Raw genomic sequence first — 19,570 nt, 5'->3', positions numbered from 1 at the left:
CAGGCGGTGTTTATGGATTACAAGCTGTACGAGGGATACGAAGGATTGATATTTGATATGGACGGTACCATATTGGACACAGAGCCGACGCATCGTAAAGCCTGGAGCCAGGTATTATCGAAATACAACCTGCAGTTCAACGTAGCTGATATGGCTGCTTTAAACGGTTCGCCCACCTGGCGAATTGCAAAGCATATAATTGATAGTAACGGCGTGGAGCTCGATCCCCACCACCTCGCCGCTGAGAAAACCTCAGCTGTGCAGGAGATGTTGCTTGATACAGTTCAGCCATTACCGCTGATTGAGGTGGTAAAGGCGTTTCACGGGCGTCGCCCTATGGCGGTCGGCACCGGCAGCGAATACTGGATGGCGGACGCACTGCTGCGTCATCTGGGGCTGCGTGAGTGCTTCGACGCGGTCGTCGGCGCCAACGATGTAGAAAATCACAAGCCAGCACCCGACACCTTCCTGCGTTGCGCAGAGCTGATCGGTGTGCCGCCAGAGAAGTGTGTGGTGTTTGAAGACGCCGATTTCGGTATCGAAGCAGCCAAGAGGGCCAATATGGCCTACGTCGACGTACGGACGCTCTAGAGGCGTTTTGGCAGGCTGGGCTACGCATGTTCTGAAGTGAACACCTAAGGTGCACTCAGGGCGAGGTTAGGTTGGTATCGGTTATCAATGATGGTCACATCTATGCAGATTCAGAAAACTTACGAGTTAACTTTTCCAAACAGCGGGAGGTCAATTTGATCCCGGACGTATCAAAGGCGCTTTCCTGGTTGGAAGCCCATCCCCAAGCAGTAAAAGGTATTTGTCGGGGGATTGAGCGCGAGACCTTGCGCGTTAACCCAAATGGCGCGCTGGCAACGACGGGTCACCCTGAATCTTTAGGTTCGGCATTGACGCATAATTTGATCACTACCGATTTTGCCGAGGCTCTTCTAGAATTTATTACCCCGGTTGATGACAGTGTTGAGCATACTTTGCAGGTGCTGCGTGATATTCATCGCCATGTTGCAAGAGAACTGGGCGACGAAAGAATGTGGCCGTTCAGCATGCCTTGCTTCATTGATTCGGCCGCAGACATCGAGCTGGCGCAGTACGGCACGTCGAACATCGGCAAGCTGAAAACCCTGTATCGTCAGGGGCTGAAAAGCCGCTACGGTGCGCTGATGCAGACCATTTCCGGTATTCACTACAACTTCTCTTTGCCTCTCGAGTTCTGGCAAACGCGTCTGGGCATCAGCGATGCCGAGAGTGGTAAGGACGCTATCTCCGCCGGTTATTTGAATGTCATTCGCAACTATTATCGTTTCGGCTGGGTTATCCCTTATCTGTTTGGGGCGTCGCCGGCAATTTGCTCTTCCTTCATCAAGGGCCGAGAAACGAACTTGCCGTTTGAGTACACCGAAAACGGGCTGTGCTATCTTCCTTATGCCACTTCACTGCGCTTAAGTGACTTGGGATACACCAGTAAATCTCAAAGTAATCTGGGCATTACCTTTAATGACCTCGAGACTTACATCGCCGGTGTTAAACGCGCAACCCGTACTCCGTGGGATGAATACGCGGCAATTGGCCTGAAAAAAGAGGGAAAATATCTCCAGTTAAACACCAATGTGTTACAGATTGAGAACGAGCTTTATGCTCCTATCCGTCCTAAGCGTGTCACTAAATCAGGCGAAACTCCTTCAGATGCACTGCGGCGTAGTGGGATCCAATACGTTGAGGTGCGATCCCTCGACATTAACCCATTCACCCCGATCGGTATTGATGCCTCTCAGGCACGTTTCCTCGATCTATTTTTGATATGGTGTGCATTAGCCGATGCGCCGGAAATGAACAGCGATGAGATTCGCTGTACGCGTCAAAACTGGAATCGCGTAATTCTGGAAGGACGCAAGCCGGGGCAGACGATTGGTATTGGTTGTGATGATGTCAGGCAGCCGTTAGATAAAGTCGGTAAATCACTGTTCGCCGATCTGGCGCGCGTTGCTGAAGTGCTGGATAGCCAGAATGGAAATCGCGAGTATCAAGACGTGTGCCGTGAACTGGTTGCCGCCTTCGATAATCCGGAACTGACCTATTCTGCACGTATCCTGAAAGAGATGAAGGCCGAAGGGCAGGGTAATCTCGGCGTTAAGTGGGCGGATAAATATCGTCAGATGCTGCTTGATGAGCCTCTTGAGGTGTTGAGCGAGCAGGAGCTGGCGCAAGAGAGCGAGGCTTCCAGGCTGCGTCAGCGCGACCTTGAAGCGAATGATAAGCTAAGCTTTGAAGAGTACCTGGCGACACTTGCTGGAAACTGAGGCAGGAAGCCACAAAAGAAAAAGGCCACAATCAATGTGGCCAAAACAAACATCTCTGTTTACAGGGATGATGATAACAAATGCGCGTCTTTCATATATTCAGACTCGTGATATGGGAAAAGGTTTCCTGAGTTCGATAAAAAAATAAATTTTTTTAGGAGAGGTGACGATATGCCACTGTTGGATAGCTTTACGGTAGACCATACACGAATGGCAGCCCCTGCTGTTCGCGTCGCTAAGACCATGAAAACCCCAAGTGGGGACACCATTACCGTATTCGATCTGCGTTTCTGCCGCCCGAATATTGAAGTGATGACCGAACGTGGTACCCATACTTTGGAGCACCTGTTCGCTGGTTTTATGCGTAACCACCTGAATGGTAACGGCGTCGAAATTATCGATATTTCTCCGATGGGTTGCCGCACAGGTTTCTACATGAGCCTGATTGGGTTACCGGACGAAAAGCGGGTTGCTGACTCATGGAAAGCGGCAATGGCCGATATCCTGAAGGTTAAAGATCAGAACCAGATCCCTGAGCTGAACATTTATCAGTGCGGTACCTGCAACATGCACTCGCTGAAAGAAGCACAGGAAATCGCTCAGCACATCGTTGATAGCGAAATCGGTATCAACCACAACGACGAACTGGCGCTGCCACCAGAGAAGCTGACCGAACTGCACATCTAGTCGTTCAGCATTGAATCGCTGCATTCCTGCGGTTTAAAAGCATAAAAAAAGACGCGATATTGATCGCGTCTTTTTTATTACCCGCAGAATAGGATCCGCGAAGGAATTAGTGTTCGGTGCTGCTGCGCAGCGTCTTCAACGGTCGGACCTTGACCTGTTTGATCATGTTGTCCTGTACGTCGAGGATCTCGACCTCATAGCTCTCGATACGCAGGCTGGTTCCGGCTTTTGGAATATCTTCCAGCACCTCGAGCAGCATCCCGTTGATGGTACGCGGCCCTTCGGTTGGAAGATTCCAGTTGAAGGCCTTGTTCAGCTCACGTACGTTGGCGCTACCTTCAATCAGCACGGTGCCGTCACTCTGCGGGGTCACTTCTTCTGCAAGCGTTGGCGACATCGAGGTCGTGAAGTCACCCACTATCTCTTCGAGGATATCCTCAACCGTGACCAGCCCCTGAATATCGCCATACTCATCGACCACGATGCCGACTTTCTTCTTGTTGCGCTGGAACTTGACCAGCTGAATATTCAGCGGGGTGCCTTCCGGGATGTAGTAAATCTCGTCGGCGGCGCGCAGCAGGTTCTCTTTGTTGAACTCACGCTTTTCGGTCATCAGTCGATAGGCTTCGCGTAGTCGCAGCATGCCGATTGAGTCGTCGAGAGAGTCGCGGTAAAGCACGATACGACCGTGCGGCGAGTGGGTCAGCTGGCGAATAATTGACTTCCAGTCATCGTTGATATCAATGCCGACGATTTCGTTACGCGGCACCATTATGTCATCGACCGAGACCTTTTCCAGGTCCAGCACCGACAGCAGCATGTCCTGATTGCGGCGGGAAATCTGTGAGCGTGACTCGTTCACGATGGTGCGTAACTCTTCCTTGCTGACTGCATCGCTAATGCCAACGTTGGTTTTGATACCAAACATGCGCATCAGAACCTTCGAGAGACTGTTGAGCAGCCAGACCAGCGGCAGCATGATGGTCTGAAGCGGACGCAGCAGCAGGCTGCTTGGGAAGGCGACGCGCTCCGGGTGAAGCGCCGCATAGGTCTTTGGCAGGACTTCAGCGAACAGCAGTACCACGAAGGTCAGCACACCGGTGGCAATCGCCACACCGGCATCGCCGTAGAGGCGCATCCCCACGATAGTCGCCAGCGCAGAGGCCAGAATATTGACCAGGTTGTTGCCAATCAGTACCAGGCTGATGAGCTGATCGGGACGCTTGAGAAGTTTCTCCACGCGGCGCGCGGCGCGGTTGCCCTGCTTGGAAAGATGGCGTAAACGGTAGCGATTGAGGGTCATCATTCCGGTTTCGGAAGCCGAAAAATAGCCGGAAACTACCACCATGACAACCAGGATGATAATGAGGGTAGTTGTAGAGACGTGCTCCAACGGTAATTCCTTATTTATTTATAGATTAATAGTTACGAATAACGATTAATGGACCGTGAGCTGCTGAATAAGGCGGCTGCCGAAATAGGCAAGCGTCAGCAAAATGGCACCTGCCATGCTAAACCATACCACGCGACGGCCACGCCAGCCTTCGTGATAGTGTCCCCACAGCAGAACGATGTAAACCAGCCAGGCCAGAATAGACAGCACCGCTTTGTCGATGTTTTCGCGGCTGAAGAGATTCTCCATATATAACAGGCCTGTGCAAAGCGTTAGGGTCAGCAGGATTACCCCGCCCTGTGTGATATGGAACAGTTTGCGCTCGATGCTCATCAGCGGCGGCATGTCGGCTGAGAAACTCAGTTTCTTGTTCTTGAGCTGGTAATCGAGCCACGCCAGTTGCAGCGCATAAAGCGCGGCGATAATCAGCGTTGCGTAAGAGAAAAGCGCTAATCCGATGTGCACCAGCAGGCCTTTGCTGGCCTCAAGGTGAGTGATAAATTCGCCTGGCAGGAAGGCAACCAGGGCCAGATTGATTAACGCAAAGCAGTAGACAATCGGCAAAATAAACCACCCGCGGCTGCGCGAGGCGGCCACGGTCATGACGGTGCAAATGATCAGGCTGACGATAGAGCCGATATTGACCAGACTCAGGTTTTGCCCAGTGCTGACGTCAAATACCCGCTGTTCGAGCGTAATGGCGTGACAAATCAGGGCAACGAAAGCCGAAAGTAACGCTATGCGCCGATAGGTGCCATTCTTGCGGATCAGGCTGGGAATGATCAGTGAAAGGCTTAACAAATAGGCGATCATGGCGACAAGAGCTAAAGCTGGCATATTGTGTCATTTGCGTCGAAAAATGAATGAGAAAGCCAGTATAGCGTCCCCGGCGTCGTGCTCCAACAACCTTCCTGTTTTTACCTTTATATATCGGGCAGAGATTGTGCGGACTTCTCGTGTTATAATCCCGCAATTGTGTCGCAAAGGCGGCCTGTCATTACGTTGAGCAAGAGACGATGTTTGATAATTTAACCGATCGATTGTCGCGCACACTGCGCAATATCAGCGGCCGTGGGCGGCTGACCGAAGAAAATGTTAAAGAAACCCTGCGTGAAGTGCGTATGGCATTGCTGGAGGCAGACGTTGCTTTACCGGTAGTGCGTGACTTCATCAACCGTGTGAAAGAAGCGGCCGTTGGCACCGAAGTCAACAAAAGCCTGACACCGGGGCAGGAGTTTATAAAGATCGTCCAGAAAGAGCTGGAAACAGCAATGGGCGAAGCGAACTCCGAGCTGAATCTTGCCGCGCAGCCACCGGCTGTGGTGCTGATGGCCGGTCTGCAGGGTGCGGGTAAAACGACCAGCGTCGCTAAGCTCGCAAAATTCCTGAAAGAAAAGCGCAAGAAAAAAGTGCTGGTCGTTTCTGCCGACGTTTATCGCCCTGCGGCGATCAAACAGCTTGAAACGCTGGCCGAGCAGGTTGGGGTTGAGTTCTTCTCCTCCGACGTCAGCCAGAAACCTATCGACATCGTTAATGCTGCACTTCAGCATGCCAAGCTGAAGTTCTTTGACGTGCTGCTGGTGGATACCGCCGGTCGTTTGCACGTTGACGAAGCGATGATGGACGAAATCAAACAGGTCCATGCGGCCATCAAGCCGGTGGAAACCCTGTTCGTGGTCGATGCCATGACCGGTCAGGATGCCGCCAATACCGCAAAAGCCTTCAACGAAGCGCTGCCATTGACCGGTGTTATCCTGACCAAGGTAGACGGTGATGCGCGCGGTGGTGCGGCGCTGTCTATTCGTCACATCACAGGCAAACCGATTAAATTCCTGGGTATGGGTGAAAAAACCGATGCCCTCGAGCCTTTCCATCCGGACCGCGTTGCTTCACGTATTCTGGGAATGGGCGACGTGCTTTCCCTGATCGAAGATATCGAAAGCAAGGTAGACCGTGCCCAGGCCGAGAAGCTGGCCAACAAGATGAAAAAGGGCGACGGTTTCGACCTCACCGATTTCCTCGACCAGCTGAAGCAGATGCGTAACATGGGTGGCATGGCCAGCATGATGAGCAAGCTGCCGGGCGTGGGTCAACTGCCTGACAACGTCAAGTCGCAAATGGACGACAAAGTGCTGGTGCGCATGGAAGCCATCATTAACTCGATGACTATTAAAGAGCGCGCCAAGCCAGAGATTATCAAGGGTTCCCGCAAGCGCCGTATCGCGCTGGGTGCCGGTATGCAGGTGCAAGACGTTAACCGACTGCTCAAGCAGTTCGACGACATGCAGCGCATGATGAAGAAAATGAAGAACGGTGGCATGGCTAAAATGCTGCGTGGCATGAAAGGTATGATGCCACCCGGTTTCCCTGGCCGATAAGACGCTGTTCAACATGATAATAAGTACCGCTAATTAGCTGCTGGCCAAAAGTAGTTTGAGGTTATCGACGCTTTCGATTGCTTTTTGCGCCAAAATGAGTAAAATTTTCGGGCTTTTTATATAGCAACCAGACCCCGTTCCCCGATGGGGTCTGGTTGTTTTATTCACTAAAGAGGATGTTATGGTAACAATTCGTTTGGCACGTGGCGGCGCAAAAAAGCGTCCGTTCTATCAAGTAGTAGTGACCGACAGCCGCAATGCTCGTGATGGTCGCTTCATCGAGCGCGTAGGCTTCTTCAACCCATTGGCTTCTGGCCAGGCTGAAGCACTGCGTCTGGACCTGGATCGTATTGCTCATTGGCAAGATCTGGGTGCAACCGTTTCTGATCGCGTAGCTTCGCTGATCAAAGACGCTAAGAAAGCAGCTTAATCTGTCGCGGTGGTGGCAATGAGCAAGCAACTCAATCCAGTGGCGCCCGAAGAACCGATTGTTCTCGGTAAAATGGGCTCAACTTACGGTATTCGCGGTTGGCTCAGAGTGTTTTCATCCACCGAAGACGCCGAAAGCATTTTCGAATACCAGCCGTGGTTTATCCAGCAGGCAGGTAAGTGGCAAGCGGTAGAGCTGGAAAGCTGGAAGCGCCACAATCAGGACCTGATCATCAAAGTCAAAGGCGTTGACGATCGGGATGCGGCTAACCTATTGACCAATCGCGAGATTGTCGTAGATTCAAGCCAGCTGCCAGACCTCGGCGAGGGTGATTATTACTGGAAAGACCTTTTCGGTTGCCAAGTAGTAACATCCACCGGTTACGAACTGGGTAAAATCATCGATATGATGGAAACCGGTTCTAACGATGTCATGGTAGTTAAAGCAAACCTGAAAGATGCATTTGGCATCAAGGAACGGTTGATTCCGTTCCTCGATGGGCAGGTTATCAAGAAAGTCGATCTCACTACTCGCATCATTGAAGTAGATTGGGATCCTGGTTTTTGACCTCCGTAATGTCTACTTGCGTAGAAACGAAGGCTGAGTGGAATGTCGTTATGAGGATTAGGCTATGTGGATTGGTATAGTTAGCCTTTTCCCTGAGATGTTTCGCGCAATCACCGATTACGGAGTGACTGGCCGGGCAGTTAAGAATGGCCTGCTGAGCGTAGAGTGCTGGAGTCCTCGTGACTTCGCCTACGATCGGCATCGCACCGTGGACGAACGCCCTTACGGCGGCGGCCCGGGAATGCTGATGATGGTGCAACCTTTACGGGAAGCGATTCATACAGCTAAAGCAGCGGCAGGCGAAGGCGTTAAGGTGATTTATCTTTCACCACAGGGTCGCAAACTTGATCAGCAAGGCGTTTGCGAACTGGCGGCTCACCAGAAACTTGTTCTGGTATGTGGTCGCTATGAAGGGATCGATGAGCGCGTAATCAAAACCGAAATTGATGAAGAATGGTCAATCGGTGATTATGTTCTTAGCGGTGGGGAGCTCCCAGCTATGACGTTGATTGATTCAGTATCCCGCTTTATACCGGGTGTGCTGGGTCATCATGCTTCGGCAGAAGAAGATTCTTTTGCCGATGGATTACTGGACTGTCCTCATTATACCCGCCCGGAAGTGTTGGAAGGCATGGAAGTACCGCCGGTTTTACTGTCGGGAAATCATGCAGAAATACGTCGCTGGCGTTTGAAGCAGTCGCTGGGTCGTACCTGGCTTAGAAGACCTGAACTTCTGGAAAACCTAGCTCTGACTGACGAGCAAGAGGTGTTGCTGAAAGAGTTCCAACGGGAACATCGAATCAGTCAACAAGACTAATAAGGGTATGTTTGAGCAATAGCTCCAGGCATTTCCCGAACTATCAGTTTACCTAGGGTAAGAGATATATTATGAGCAATATCATTAAGCAAATCGAACAAGAGCAGCTGAAGCAAGACGTACCTTCATTCCGTCCAGGTGACTCGGTCGAAGTGAAAGTATGGGTTGTTGAAGGAAGCAAGAAGCGTCTGCAGGCATTCGAGGGCGTGGTTATCGCTATCCGTAACCGCGGTCTGCACTCTGCATTCACTGTTCGTAAAATTTCTAACGGCGAAGGTGTTGAGCGTGTGTTCCAGACTCACTCACCTGTTATTGACAGCATCACTGTTAAACGTCGTGGTGAAGTTCGTCAAGCGAAACTGTACTACCTGCGTGAGCGTACCGGTAAATCAGCGCGTATCAAAGAGCGTCTTAACCGCGTTAACGCACGATAACATTCTCAAGTGTTATATAAACGGCCCGCTTAGCGGGCCGTTTTTTTTCGCCTCAAGAAAAGTAAAAAGTGAATAAATCAGCGGAAGATTTGTGCCGCATAAACATGTTTTGTAATTTTAAGTTTACACATAGCGTGAAATGTTGAGGGTTTTAGCCTGTTTTTAAAGGCGTAATTGATTGTTTAATTGCTGTAATATATGGTTTTTATGCAATTTTTTGACGTCTGTAAACTGGCGTGGGGTTTGTAGTGTGATTGGTAATTTTAAGTTTACACTCTGGGTTTGAAAAGTTTACAGCCTGTGTTATCGTTGTCCGCAGTGCTGATACACAGCAAAAAATTCAAAATTTATCGCGAGTAACCATCATGCAAAAAGACGCCTTGAACAACGTGCACATCAGTGCGGAACAGATTCTGATTACGCCTGAAGAGCTGAAAAACAAATTCCCTCTGAGCGTAGAAAATCAAACCAGTATCGAGCAGTCTCGTCAGACGATCGCAGATATCATCCACGGCCGCGATCCGCGCCTGCTCATTGTCTGTGGTCCATGCTCTGTTCACGACCTCGATGCTGCAATAGATTACGCGCGTCACTTGAAAACCCTGTCCGAAGAGCTGAGCGATCGTCTGTACATCGTGATGCGTGTCTACTTTGAAAAGCCGCGTACTACCGTGGGCTGGAAAGGGCTTATCAACGACCCACACATGGACGGTACCTTCGATGTTGAAGCAGGTTTGCACATCGCGCGTAATCTCTTGCTGCAACTGGTCACTATGGGTCTGCCAATCGCGACCGAAGCGTTAGACCCGAACAGTCCGCAATACCTTGGCGACCTGTTCAGCTGGTCTGCTATCGGCGCACGTACCACCGAATCGCAGACTCACCGCGAGATGGCCTCGGGCCTGTCGATGCCGGTGGGCTTTAAAAATGGGACTGACGGTAGCCTCGGCACCGCCATCAACGCTATGCGCGCCGCTGCAATGCCTCACCGTTTTGTGGGGATCAACCAGGCGGGGCAGGTTTGCCTGCTGCAGACTCAGGGAAATCCAGACGGACACGTTATTCTGCGCGGTGGCAAAACCCCCAACTATAGCGCAGAAGATGTCATGGACTGTGAAAAACAGATGCAGGGTGCGGGACTCCGTCCTTCCTTGATGATAGATTGCAGCCATGGCAATTCAAATAAAGACTATCGCCGCCAGCCGCTGGTTGCCGAATCGGCCATCAGCCAGATTAAAGCCGGTAACCGTTCAATTACCGGATTGATGCTTGAAAGCCATCTTAACGAAGGCAATCAATCTTCAGAGCAGCCGCGTTCAGACATGCGCTACGGCGTATCGGTGACTGACGCCTGCATTAACTGGGAAACCACCGAGGCCCTGCTGCGTAACATGCATCATGAACTCGGCGACGCGCTGGCAGCACGAATTTCAGGAGAATAAACGTTTTATGGTGGCCGAACTTAATGCATTACGTGACCAGATCGATGAGGTCGATAAAGCGCTGTTGGATCTTTTAGCGAGACGTTTGCACCTGGTGGCAGAAGTCGGCGAAGTGAAGAGCCGTTATGGCTTGCCGATTTATGTCCCCGAGCGCGAAGCCGCGATGCTGGCCTCGCGCCGGCAGGAAGCGGTCAATTTGGGCGTTCCCGCCGATCTGATTGAAGATGTCCTGCGCCGCGTGATGCGTGAGTCCTATTCCAGTGAAAATGATAAAGGCTTCAAGACACTGCATCCGAATCTGCGTCCGGTCGTCATTGTTGGCGGTAAAGGTCAGATGGGCCGTCTATTTACCCGTATGCTGGAACTGTCCGGATATCAGGTGAAATCGCTGGAGCAGGAAGACTGGCCACAGGCCGAATCGATGCTTGCCGATGCGGGCATGGTTATCGTCAGCGTGCCGATTCATTTGACCGAAGAGGTGATTGGTCGTCTGCCGAAGCTGCCGGATGACTGTATTCTGGTTGATCTGGCGTCTATTAAGAATAAACCGTTGCAGGCAATGTTGGCCGCGCATGAGGGTCCGGTCGTCGGGCTCCACCCGATGTTTGGTCCAGACGTGGCTAGCCTGGCTAAACAGGTTGTGGTGTACTGCGATGGTCGTGAGCCGGAAGCCTATCAATGGCTGCTTGAACAGCTTCAGGTGTGGGGCGCACGGCTGCATAAAATCAGCGCGGTCGAACACGATCAGAACATGTCTTTTGTTCAGGCGCTGCGCCATTTCGCCACCTTTGCCTATGGGATGCACCTGTCGGAAGAGAACGTAGAGATTGAACAACTGCTGGCGCTTTCATCGCCAATCTATCGCCTCGAGCTGGCGATGGTTGGGCGTCTGTTTGCCCAGGATCCGCAGCTGTACGCTGACATCATCATGTCCTCAGAGAATAATATCGCCTTGATCAAGCGCTACTATAAGCGGTTCGGCGAGGCGATGGCATTGCTCGAAAGCGGTGACAAGCAGGCGTTTATTGATAAGTTCAGACTGGTCGAAGACTGGTTTGGCGATTATGCGCCGCGTTTCCTGAAAGAGAGTGGCTCGCTGCTGCGACAGGCGAACGACATCCGTCGCTGATAGTCGATTTCATCGAATAGAAAAAAGGCCAGTCGGTTCTCCGTACTGGCCTTTTTTACTGCAGCTAAGCGCCTTTTTGCGAGGCTTATTCCGGATTAACCGCCACAACGTTTTCACTTGGGTAACAACCGAGTACCTTAAGTGAACGGGTGATCGGGGTTAGATTTTTCAGTGCAGTTTGCATCTCTTCAGAGCGCAGATTGGCCTGAACATCGACATAAAACATCTCTTCCCAAGGGTTACCGTTGATTGGGCGAGATTCCAGCTTGCTCATGATAATACCCTGCTCGCGGAACACCATCAGTGCATCAACCAGCGCACCGGACTGCTGGCCGGTCGCCATAATAAGCGTCGTTTTCGCTGGAACCTGTTCGGTAACGTCGATAGCCTTTCTTGCCAGCACGATAAAGCGGGTAATATTTTGCTTCTGGTTAGCGAGATTGTGTTCCAGAACCTGTAAACCATATAACGCACCGCCAGCTTCACTGCCGAGTGCAGCCACGTTAGGTGACTTGGAGGCTGCAACTTTCTCCATTGCGGCGGCGGTACTTTCACAGTACTCGATTTTCCACTGTGGATAGCGGCTGATGAATTGGCTGCACTGCTGGAACGGTTGCGGATGACTGTAGACCGTCTCGATTTTTGACATGTCTGTTTCGGCCGCAACCAGAACGCAGTGGTCGATGACGTTGGTCAGTTCACCCACGATAGACAGACTGGTGTGTTGCAGCAGGTCATAAACGTCATTGATAGAGCCGGAGCTGGTGTTCTCGATTGGCAATACTGCGTACTCGGCCTGGCCAGTCTCAACCTGCGTGAAAATATCCTGAAACTTGAGACACCCGCATTCGATGAACTGATCAAAATGGCGAGCAGCGTATTGGCGAGCGGCGAGGTGAGAGTAAGAACCTTTAGGACCCAGGAAGGCGATACGCGCGGAGCCTGATGCGGTCTTGTTCAAATGCTGCTGGAGCAGAGCTTGCTGGGTGAGTACGGAGTCTTCGATGATAAGCTGGTATACCCGCGTGATGTAATGGCCGTCAAGGTCATGCTTTTTACCTTCGATAATCAGTCGGTTTAGCAGCTCACGCTCACGCTCGATGTCGCGGATAGGGCGGTGGGTGTGCATCTTGGTTTGGGCGACTTCAACGGCTAAGCCGCGTCTCTCTGCCAGCAGGGCAAGTAATTTAACGTCCAGTGCGCTGATACGCTCACGCAGGTCAAGTAACGGGGTTTCACTCATCGGTTATGCCTTTTTAATTGTCTGTCCTGAAGACGGGTGGCGTTCAGGAATATTCTAAGCCAAAAATTCTTGAGGTTATCGTCATTGAAGTTGCATCAAGCCCGCCTGTGAGCAAGTTCCGTTGAGCTGAAGTCGATCGGTGATTCGTGCCAACGAGAACAGGTAACGCCGGTGCAGCTTTATATACGACGGTTATTACAGTTATAAATAAACAGGTATAAAAAAAGCCTCCCTTTGGGAGGCTTTCTGTTCGTCTTCGCATTCTTTCTTATACGACGAAACGCCTCCCAGTCAGGGGAAGGTAAAAAAGAATGCGAAGAAAAACGGTTTGATGGTCATAGTCGAATAGTTACTCATGGTTTGTGTGCCTTTAAGGTAACCTCTGGCTTTTCCCCCTGTCAATAACATTTGCCGTTTGCACTGCTATTACTCTGCGGGGCGAATATTGGCTAAAACGCAAACGCGCCCGAATGGGCGCGTTGGTGGTGGTCATTTAAGTTCTTTAAAACCCAGACCGTGCAGTGCTGGAGGGGCTACTCCTCTACAGTGGGCTGTAGGATAATATCCTTAACGCTACCTTCGGCTCTGCGAGCCTCACCTTTATGTTGAACCTTGTTCAACTGGCGCTCAAGTTTCGCAATCAGCTCATTCACTGCTGCATACATATCATCATGTGACGCGCTTGCTACCAGAGGGCCATTGGCGGTGCCAATTGTGGCATCTGCGACGAACCCGTGCGGCTCCTTAGAAAGAACAATGTGTGGATTAATTAACTGAGTCTGCCATTTTTCCAGTTTTTTTAGACGGTCTTCGACGTGCTCCCGAATCGCTGTAGTGATGTCCATTTGTTTGCTGGTAATGTTTACGATCATATTAACTTACCTCTCTGTCTTTCCGTCTTGGTAGGTCCAGCATACCGTCCTTTGAGACTAAATGTGTGATCTGCGTCACACTTTTTCGTCACTTTTTGTCAAGGCAGGCTAAATTGTGATTTGCGCTAATTTTGTGGCGAAAGGGGGTTGAGTCTTAGTACGTAATACCGCATTATCAAAGAGATAAATGGGTGGGATTCTAGATTGATTGCTCATCTTCAAACCAAAAAACAGGTAAAAAAAACGGCAGCCGTAGCCACCGTTTTAAACACACAGGTCGAGAAATTATCAGGCAGGGTTCTGCGCGATAATTTTGGCAACTTTGTCTGCTTCGTTATTCAATTGCAGTTCTTTGTAAGCATTTTCCATCAGCGGCAGCGCATCACGCGTTGCTTGAGTATCCGGATAATCCTTCATCATTTGCTCAACACGATTAACAACGGCGACGTAAGCCCCGCGTTTAGTGTAGTATTGCACCACTGATAGCTCATACTTAGACAAACGATCTTTCAGGAAGACCAGACGCTTATTGGCATCGGTCGCATACTGACTGTTTGGATAAGAATGGATCAGCTGGCTGAAATCGCGAAACGCAGCGCGTGCATGCTGTGGATCACGGTCCGAGCGGTCGACATTAAAGAATCCTTGCAGTGCATTATCATCCAACGCCATATCGGTCAGACCACGCATATACATGACGTAGTCGATGTTTGGATGAGTCGGATTCAAACGCATGAAGCGATCGATAGACGCCTGAGCAAGCGGTAAATCCGCTGACTTGTAATAGGCATAAATCAGATCCAACTGCACTTGCTGTGAGTATGGCCCAAATGGATAGCGGTTATCTAACGCTTCCAGTTGCGCAATCGCACCTTTGAAGTTACCGTCCTGCAGCTTTTGCTGGGCGGTCGCATAAAGCACGTTTGGCGGGTTATCGGGGACCACTTCTTTGGAACTGGAGCAACCTACCAGCGCCAGACTCAACGTGGCTGCTGCCACCAGATATTTCACACGCGTCATGACGTTTTGATTATCCTCAGGTGTTATTCTGGGAGACTGTCCGTTAAGCTCCCGACAAAGACCAGCTACAATAGCACATTATTTTAAACGGCATCGCCGTGAAAACCCAAGGTTACCCAAGAGCACCATATGGCACAACAAGTAGAACTCACGGCGACGGTTGCCGAAACACAACTCGGTCAACGATTAGATCAGGCTTTGGCCGAATTGTTCCCTGATTATTCAAGATCTCGTATAAAAGATTGGATTCTTGATGAAAGGGTTACGGTTAATGGCAAAATTGTCGCCAAACCAAAAGACAAAGTGTTGGGTGGCGAAGTTATCGCAATCAATGCACAAATTGAAGAGGAAGCTCGTTGGCTGCCTCAAGACATTGCGCTTGATATCGTTTACGAAGATAGCGATATTTTAGTCATTAACAAGCCGCGTGATCTGGTTGTTCATCCCGGTGCCGGTAATCCAGATGGTACCGTGCTTAATGCCTTACTGCACTATTATCCTGAGATAATTGACGTTCCTCGCTGCGGGATTGTTCACCGTCTAGACAAAGACACCACCGGCCTGATGGTTGTGGCAAAAACCGTACCTGCGCAGACCCACCTGGTTGATGCACTCCAACGTCGCGAAATTACCCGTGAATATGAAGCCGTTGCTATCGGCAACATGACTGCAGGTGGCACGGTGAACGAGCCAATTTCTCGTCACAGCACCAAGCGTACCCATATGGCGGTTCACCCGATGGGTAAACCGGCGACTACGCACTACCGTATTATGGAGCACTTCCGCGCGCACACCCGTCTGCGTCTGCGTCTGGAAACCGGCCGTACACACCAGATTCGTGTCCACATGGCGCACATCAACCATCCGCTGGTCGGCGATCAGCTCTATGGTGGCCGCCCACGTCCGCCGAAGGGCGCGTCCGACGAGTTCATCAATCAGCTGCGTACTTTCGACCGTCAGGCACTGCATGCGACTATGCTGCGTCTGTTCCATCCGGTTACCGGTATTCAAATGGAATGGAATGCACCACTGCCACAGGACATGGTTGACCTGATTAGCGCGCTGAAGGCTGATACTGAAGAGTTCAAGGACCAGATGCATTGGTAATGCCTGCCTTAATCTTCCCACAGTGGCCGCAACCGGATTCGGTGCGGTCCTGTTCTACCACACGTCAGGGCGGCGTCAGTTTGCCGCCTTACGCATCGCTTAATCTCGGTTCCCACGTTTCTGATTGCCCGGAGCACGTTGCGACTAATCGCCAGCGGTTGATTGAACTTGCCTCTTTGCCCGCCGCGCCGCACTGGCTCGAGCAGGTACATGGAACGGACGTCGCCCGGTTGACTCAAACAACCCCCCATCAGTCAATTCGCGCCGATGCGGCTTATACCGATCAACCCGGCGTGGTGTGTGCGGCAATGAGCGCCGATTGTTTACCGGTACTATTTTGCAATCGGGCAGGGGACGAAGTCGCGGCCGCGCATGCCGGATGGCGGGGGCTGAACGCGGGCGTGCTCGAAAATACGCTATCGGCGTTTCGCGCCAAACCTCAGGACATCATGGTCTGGCTCGGTCCGGCCATCGGCCCTGACAAGTTTGAAGTGGGTGCAGAAGTCAGAGACGCGTTTATCGATTCAACGCCTAAGGCTGCCGGTGCATTTTCACCGCTTGGGCCAAAATATCTCGCCAACCTCTATCAACTTGCCCGTTTGAGACTCCAGGCCTCTGGCGTTGAACAAATTTTCGGCGGAGACCGCTGCACGGTGAGCGAAACTGATTATTTTTTCTCTTATCGACGCGATGGAATCACCGGACGGCTGGCAACTTTGATTTGGCTGAGATAACCTACTAAATCAAGACGATCCAAGAACGCATACGCTGTACTCTTAATATAGTGACAAAGTAACCTTGAAAACGTGAGGGATGACCTCATTTAATCTCCAGTAGCAATTTTGTTCTATATTGGAGGTGTTATGCGTCTGGATCGTCTTACCAGCAAATTCCAGCTTGCCCTCGCCGATGCCCAGTCACTCGCACTCGGGCGCGACAACCAATTTATCGAACCTATCCACCTCATGAGCGCCTTGCTCACGCAGGAAGGGGGAACTGTCCGTCCTTTACTGACCTCTGCTGGCATTGATGCTCAGCGAGTTCGCACGGACGTCGACCAGGCATTGGGGCGTTTACCGCAAGTTGAAGGAACCGGTGGTGATGTTCAACCATCAAGTGAACTGGTTCGTGTTTTAAATCTATGTGACAAATTATCCCAGCAGCGTGCTGATAAATTTATCTCGTCAGAACTCTTTATTCTGGCGGCATTGAAAGACCGTGGCGTATTGACTGACCTGCTGAAGGCCAGTGGCGCTACCGTAGATAAAATTGACGCGGCTATCGATCAGATGCGAGGTGGTGACAAAGTGGATGACCAAGGGGCCGAAGATTCACGTCAGGCTTTAAAGAAATTTACTATTGATCTGACTGAGCGCGCCGAACAAGGCAAGCTGGACCCGGTGATTGGTCGTGACGAAGAGATCCGTCGCACCATTCAGGTTCTGCAACGCCGTACCAAAAATAACCCGGTATTAATCGGTGAACCCGGCGTGGGTAAAACGGCAATCGCCGAAGGCCTTGCTCAGCGCATTATTAATGGTGAAGTGCCCGAAGGGCTGAAGAATAAACGCGTATTGTCCCTGGACATGGGCGCGCTGGTGGCGGGTGCCAAATACCGCGGTGAGTTCGAAGAGCGTCTGAAAGGTGTGCTTAGTGATCTTGCCAAGCAGGAAGGCAACGTCATTCTGTTTATCGATGAGCTGCACACCATGGTGGGTGCAGGTAAAGCCGACGGCGCGATGGACGCCGGTAATATGCTGAAACCTGCATTGGCGCGAGGTGAACTGCACTGCGTCGGTGCTACAACGCTCAATGAGTATCGTCAGTTTATAGAAAAAGATGCGGCGTTAGAGCGTCGTTTCCAGAAAGTGTTTGTGGCCGAGCCTTCAGTTGAAGATACCATCGCTATCCTGCGTGGTTTGAAAGAACGCTACGAGCTGCATCACCATGTACAGATTACTGACCCGGCCATCGTAGCGGCGGCGACATTGTCTCATCGCTACATTTCGGATCGTCAGCTGCCCGATAAGGCTATCGACCTTATAGATGAAGCGGCTTCCAGTATTCGTATGCAGATGGATTCCAAACCGGAATCCCTCGACAGACTGGATCGCCGTATCATTCAGCTCAAGCTCGAACAGCAGGCATTAAAGAAAGAGTCTGACGATGCGAGTATCAAACGCCTTGAGATGCTGACTACCGAACTCGACCAGAAAGAGCGCGAATACTCTGAGCTGGAAGAAGAGTGGAAAGCCGAGAAAGCGTCGCTGAGCGGCACCCAGAATATCAAGGCCGAACTTGAGCAGGCAAAAATTACGCTCGAACAGGCACGCCGCGTCGGTGACCTGGGCCGTATGTCAGAACTGCAGTACGGCACAATTCCGGAGCTTGAGAAACAGCTCGCGGCGGCAACCCAGGCAGAAGGTAAAACCATGAAGCTGCTGCGCAACCGCGTAACAGATGTGGAAATTGCCGATGTGCTGGCTCGTTGGACCGGTATTCCCGTCGCGAGAATGCTTGAAAGTGAACGTGACAAGCTGCTGAGAATGGAAGATGAACTGCATCATCGCGTGATTGGACAGAATGAAGCGGTTGACGCGGTATCCAATGCGATTCGCCGTAGTCGTGCGGGATTATCCGATCCGAACCGTCCGATTGGTTCTTTCCTGTTCCTCGGTCCGACCGGGGTGGGTAAAACCGAGCTTTGTAAAGCGCTGGCAACCTTCCTGTTCAACAGCGATGACGCGATGGTGCGTATCGATATGTCGGAGTTTATGGAGAAACACTCCGTTTCCCGGCTGGTGGGTGCACCTCCAGGCTATGTTGGCTATGAAGAGGGCGGCTATCTGACCGAAGCGGTTCGTCGTCGTCCTTATTCCGTCATCCTGCTGGACGAAGTTGAGAAGGCACACCCTGATGTGTTTAACATTCTTCTTCAGGTATTAGATGACGGCCGTTTGACCGATGGACAGGGACGCACCGTTGATTTCCGAAATACGGTCGTGATCATGACGTCGAACCTGGGGTCAGATGTGATTCAGCAGCATTTCGGTGAAGCCACCTATGCGCAGATGAAGGATGCGGTCATGGAAGTCGTTACACACAACTTCCGCCCTGAGTTCATCAACCGTATAGATGAAGTCGTGGTGTTCCACCCACTGGGTCATGCGCATATCAAGCATATCGCCGAAATCCAGTTGCAGCGTTTGTATAAACGTCTGGAAGAGCGTGGTTACAGTGCTCGTCTTAGTGATGCGGCGCTGGAGCTGTTGGGCAATAGCGGTTTTGACCCTGTATATGGTGCACGTCCACTTAAACGTGCCATCCAACAGGAAATTGAGAACCCATTGGCTCAGCAAATCCTCTCTGGCAAGCTGATACCGGGTAAACCGATCACGATAGATGTAGAAAACGACCACATCGTTGCTAAACAGTGATGCCATAATAAGGTGAACTCAGAATAAAACTTGCTGAGTAATCCGTGATGAAAGGGGCCGAATCTTAATTTGGCCCCTTTTTTGTTGTTTTATTATCCTAAAAGGGCTGGTTTGTTGAATTAGTGAGCGGTTGGTAATTAATTTCAAATAAACGCTTGCGGCTCCTCAGAAACTCCCTATAATGCCGCTCCATCGACAGGGAACAACGCAGCAGCAACGCGGTGTGAACAAGTCGGAAAGAATTAAAAATGATGATGACCGCGAAAATAAACGGTTGACATCAAATGAGGAAAGCGTAATATACG

19 protein-coding genes and 1 other annotated feature are annotated in these 19,570 nt (G+C 51.1%); of the genes, 13 read left to right on the top strand and 6 right to left on the bottom strand.

Features of this window, described 5'->3' with window-relative positions; genetic code table 11:
• Positions 1–24 precede the first annotated feature (24 nt).
• The 3 genes from yqaB to luxS all read left to right on the top strand — a co-directional run bounded on the left by yqaB (position 25) and on the right by luxS (position 2,996).
• On the top strand, positions 25–591 hold the full coding sequence (yqaB, locus tag BS640_RS20045) for a fructose-1-phosphate/6-phosphogluconate phosphatase (RefSeq protein WP_165429950.1): 567 nt from the start codon (positions 25–27) through the stop codon (positions 589–591).
• 155 nt (positions 592–746) lie between these two features.
• Positions 747–2,309 (top strand): glutamate--cysteine ligase, encoded by a 1,563-nt coding sequence (gene gshA / locus BS640_RS20040; protein WP_017490845.1) that lies wholly within the window; start codon positions 747–749, stop codon positions 2,307–2,309.
• A 171-nt stretch (positions 2,310–2,480) separates the two neighbouring features.
• Positions 2,481–2,996 carry an S-ribosylhomocysteine lyase gene (gene luxS / locus BS640_RS20035; protein WP_026110385.1) on the top strand — a complete coding sequence of 172 codons (516 nt, stop codon included), beginning with the start codon at positions 2,481–2,483 and terminating at the stop codon, positions 2,994–2,996.
• Positions 2,997–3,102: 106 nt separating this feature from the next.
• Here the strand turns inward: luxS and BS640_RS20030 are convergent, their stop codons facing one another.
• Together BS640_RS20030 and BS640_RS20025 are read right to left on the bottom strand one after the other, a co-directional pair.
• Complete coding sequence (locus BS640_RS20030) at positions 3,103–4,389, bottom strand: HlyC/CorC family transporter (RefSeq protein WP_084913219.1); 1,287 nt, start codon at positions 4,387–4,389, stop codon at positions 3,103–3,105.
• Between the two features lie 45 nt (positions 4,390–4,434).
• Complete coding sequence (locus tag BS640_RS20025; protein ID WP_017493594.1) at positions 4,435–5,226, bottom strand: cytochrome C assembly family protein; 792 nt, start codon at positions 5,224–5,226, stop codon at positions 4,435–4,437.
• A gap of 179 nt (positions 5,227–5,405) precedes the next feature.
• Between BS640_RS20025 and ffh the strand changes: the two genes are divergently transcribed.
• The 7 genes from ffh (at position 5,406) to tyrA (ending at position 11,586) form a co-directional block, all read left to right on the top strand.
• Complete coding sequence (gene ffh, locus BS640_RS20020) at positions 5,406–6,767, top strand: signal recognition particle protein (RefSeq protein WP_017493593.1); 1,362 nt, start codon at positions 5,406–5,408, stop codon at positions 6,765–6,767.
• Between the two features lie 181 nt (positions 6,768–6,948).
• Entirely contained in the window at positions 6,949–7,197 is a 249-nt protein-coding gene (gene rpsP, locus BS640_RS20015) for a 30S ribosomal protein S16 (protein WP_017493592.1), read from the top strand.
• 18 nt (positions 7,198–7,215) lie between these two features.
• Positions 7,216–7,764, top strand: coding sequence for a ribosome maturation factor RimM (rimM, locus tag BS640_RS20010; protein ID WP_017493591.1), 549 nt, complete (start codon positions 7,216–7,218; stop codon positions 7,762–7,764).
• 64 nt (positions 7,765–7,828) lie between these two features.
• A complete protein-coding gene (trmD, locus tag BS640_RS20005; RefSeq protein ID WP_017493590.1) occupies positions 7,829–8,581 on the top strand; it encodes a tRNA (guanosine(37)-N1)-methyltransferase TrmD in 753 nt (250 codons plus the stop codon).
• Positions 8,582–8,652: 71 nt separating this feature from the next.
• On the top strand, positions 8,653–9,015 hold the full coding sequence (gene rplS / locus BS640_RS20000) for a 50S ribosomal protein L19 (RefSeq protein ID WP_017493589.1): 363 nt from the start codon (positions 8,653–8,655) through the stop codon (positions 9,013–9,015).
• Positions 9,016–9,380: 365 nt separating this feature from the next.
• A complete protein-coding gene (locus tag BS640_RS19995) occupies positions 9,381–10,457 on the top strand; it encodes a 3-deoxy-7-phosphoheptulonate synthase (RefSeq protein ID WP_017493588.1) in 1,077 nt (358 codons plus the stop codon).
• Positions 10,458–10,464: 7 nt separating this feature from the next.
• Positions 10,465–11,586 carry a bifunctional chorismate mutase/prephenate dehydrogenase gene (tyrA, locus tag BS640_RS19990; RefSeq protein ID WP_026110762.1) on the top strand — a complete coding sequence of 374 codons (1,122 nt, stop codon included), beginning with the start codon at positions 10,465–10,467 and terminating at the stop codon, positions 11,584–11,586.
• Positions 11,587–11,671: 85 nt separating this feature from the next.
• Here tyrA and pheA read toward each other — a convergent pair whose 3' ends face one another.
• The 4 genes from pheA to bamD all read right to left on the bottom strand — a co-directional run bounded on the left by pheA (position 11,672) and on the right by bamD (position 14,721).
• Positions 11,672–12,829 (bottom strand): bifunctional chorismate mutase/prephenate dehydratase, encoded by a 1,158-nt coding sequence (gene pheA / locus BS640_RS19985; protein ID WP_017493586.1) that lies wholly within the window; start codon positions 12,827–12,829, stop codon positions 11,672–11,674.
• Positions 12,830–13,046: 217 nt separating this feature from the next.
• Positions 13,047–13,169, bottom strand: a sequence feature (Phe leader region).
• Positions 13,121–13,168 (bottom strand): hypothetical protein, encoded by a 48-nt coding sequence (locus BS640_RS22175; RefSeq protein ID WP_193312005.1) that lies wholly within the window; start codon positions 13,166–13,168, stop codon positions 13,121–13,123. (Overlaps the previous feature by 48 nt.)
• 193 nt (positions 13,170–13,362) lie before the next feature.
• Positions 13,363–13,701, bottom strand: coding sequence for a ribosome-associated translation inhibitor RaiA (raiA, locus tag BS640_RS19980; protein WP_017493585.1), 339 nt, complete (start codon positions 13,699–13,701; stop codon positions 13,363–13,365).
• A 288-nt stretch (positions 13,702–13,989) separates the two neighbouring features.
• Complete coding sequence (bamD, locus tag BS640_RS19975) at positions 13,990–14,721, bottom strand: outer membrane protein assembly factor BamD (RefSeq protein ID WP_017493584.1); 732 nt, start codon at positions 14,719–14,721, stop codon at positions 13,990–13,992.
• A gap of 129 nt (positions 14,722–14,850) precedes the next feature.
• Between bamD and rluD the strand changes: the two genes are divergently transcribed.
• The 3 genes from rluD to clpB all read left to right on the top strand — a co-directional run bounded on the left by rluD (position 14,851) and on the right by clpB (position 19,265).
• The gene (gene rluD, locus BS640_RS19965; RefSeq protein WP_017493583.1) at positions 14,851–15,828 is read left to right on the top strand and encodes a 23S rRNA pseudouridine(1911/1915/1917) synthase RluD; all 978 of its coding nucleotides are present in this window, start codon (positions 14,851–14,853) and stop codon (positions 15,826–15,828) included.
• Entirely contained in the window at positions 15,828–16,562 is a 735-nt protein-coding gene (gene yfiH / locus BS640_RS19960; RefSeq protein WP_084913218.1) for a purine nucleoside phosphorylase YfiH, read from the top strand. The genes rluD and yfiH overlap by 1 nt, the downstream gene beginning before the upstream one ends.
• 129 nt (positions 16,563–16,691) lie before the next feature.
• Positions 16,692–19,265, top strand: a complete 2,574-nt coding sequence (gene clpB, locus BS640_RS19955; RefSeq protein ID WP_017493581.1) for an ATP-dependent chaperone ClpB — start codon at positions 16,692–16,694, stop codon at positions 19,263–19,265.
• The last annotated feature ends 305 nt before the right edge of the window (positions 19,266–19,570 follow it).

It is taken from the genome of Rouxiella badensis (genome assembly GCF_002093665.1).
Classification (GTDB): Bacteria; Pseudomonadota; Gammaproteobacteria; order Enterobacterales; family Enterobacteriaceae; genus Rouxiella; species Rouxiella badensis.
The sequence above is the reverse complement of the archived record's forward strand: the minus strand, read 5'-3'. Positions and strand labels throughout refer to the sequence as shown.